The organism is Salicola sp. AFF1 (assembly GCF_056783195.1).
In genome coordinates this window covers 1-878 of the sequence record NZ_JBXAYL010000108.1, presented here as the reverse complement: position 1 = coordinate 878, position 878 = coordinate 1, and the positions used below count along the sequence as shown (strand labels likewise).

Here is an 878-nt window from a genome sequence, read left to right as displayed (position 1 = left end):
TATCGAGTAGGGTGAGGCGTCTCCGCCTCATCCCTCTCACAGAACCGTACATACGGACCACGTATACGGCTCATGCCATTAACTTACCCCGAACTCGGGGACAGTGATGCCGGTTTGGACCTGGGTCAGATCCACTAACCGCAGGTCATTGTGCAGGTAGGCGTTGGGTAGAGCCAGACTGGCCAGCGGTGATGCCGCATTGCGCCAACTTTGCATCTTGATGGACTGAAACGGCGGGCGATAGCCCAGCTGTTTCAACCGCCGATGCAGTCGACTCGGCTTCTTCCACTGCCTGAGCTGGATGGCGCGCAGTCGCCGCCGTAACCAACTCATCACCTGCTTCAACACCCTCGCGCAGTTCGCCACCCGGAAGTAGTTGGCAAAGCCTCTCAGAACGGGGTTCAGTTCGCGGATGACCGCCTCCAGCCCCACTCCTCGGTTGCGTCGCGTCAAGCCCTTAAGCTTGCGCTTCACGCCAGCCACCTTCTTGTCCTGAATGCGGGTATAACCCGTGTGGATCGCAACACCCAGGAACTTCACCCCTTCACCGCTGTGGGCGATATGGGTCTTGGTGACGTTGACCGTCAGCTTCAGCTCATTTTCCAGATAGTGCCGGGCAACCCGTAACGCATTCTCCGCACCCGCTCGTGAACCGCTCAGGATCAGAATATCGTCCGCGTAGCGCACGATACGGTGACCCCGCGCCTTCATGTGCTGGTCAAAGGCGTCCAGATAGATGTTCGCAATCAGCGGACTGATCACGCCGCCCTGCGGGCTTCCCAGCTCCGTCTCTTCGAGGTGGTACCCTACCATCACGCCGCTTTCCAGAAACTGGCGCAGCAGTGACAGGACGCTGCCGTCCGCGATCCGGCGACGGA

General features: G+C 59.7%; 1 protein-coding gene. It reads right to left on the bottom strand.

Annotated elements, in window-relative coordinates; all coding sequences use genetic code 11:
* Positions 1-78: 78 nt before the first annotated feature.
* A partial coding sequence (locus tag AC1RQI_RS16945) for a group II intron maturase-specific domain-containing protein (protein WP_481905788.1) occupies positions 79-878 on the bottom strand: 800 nt, incomplete at its 5' end.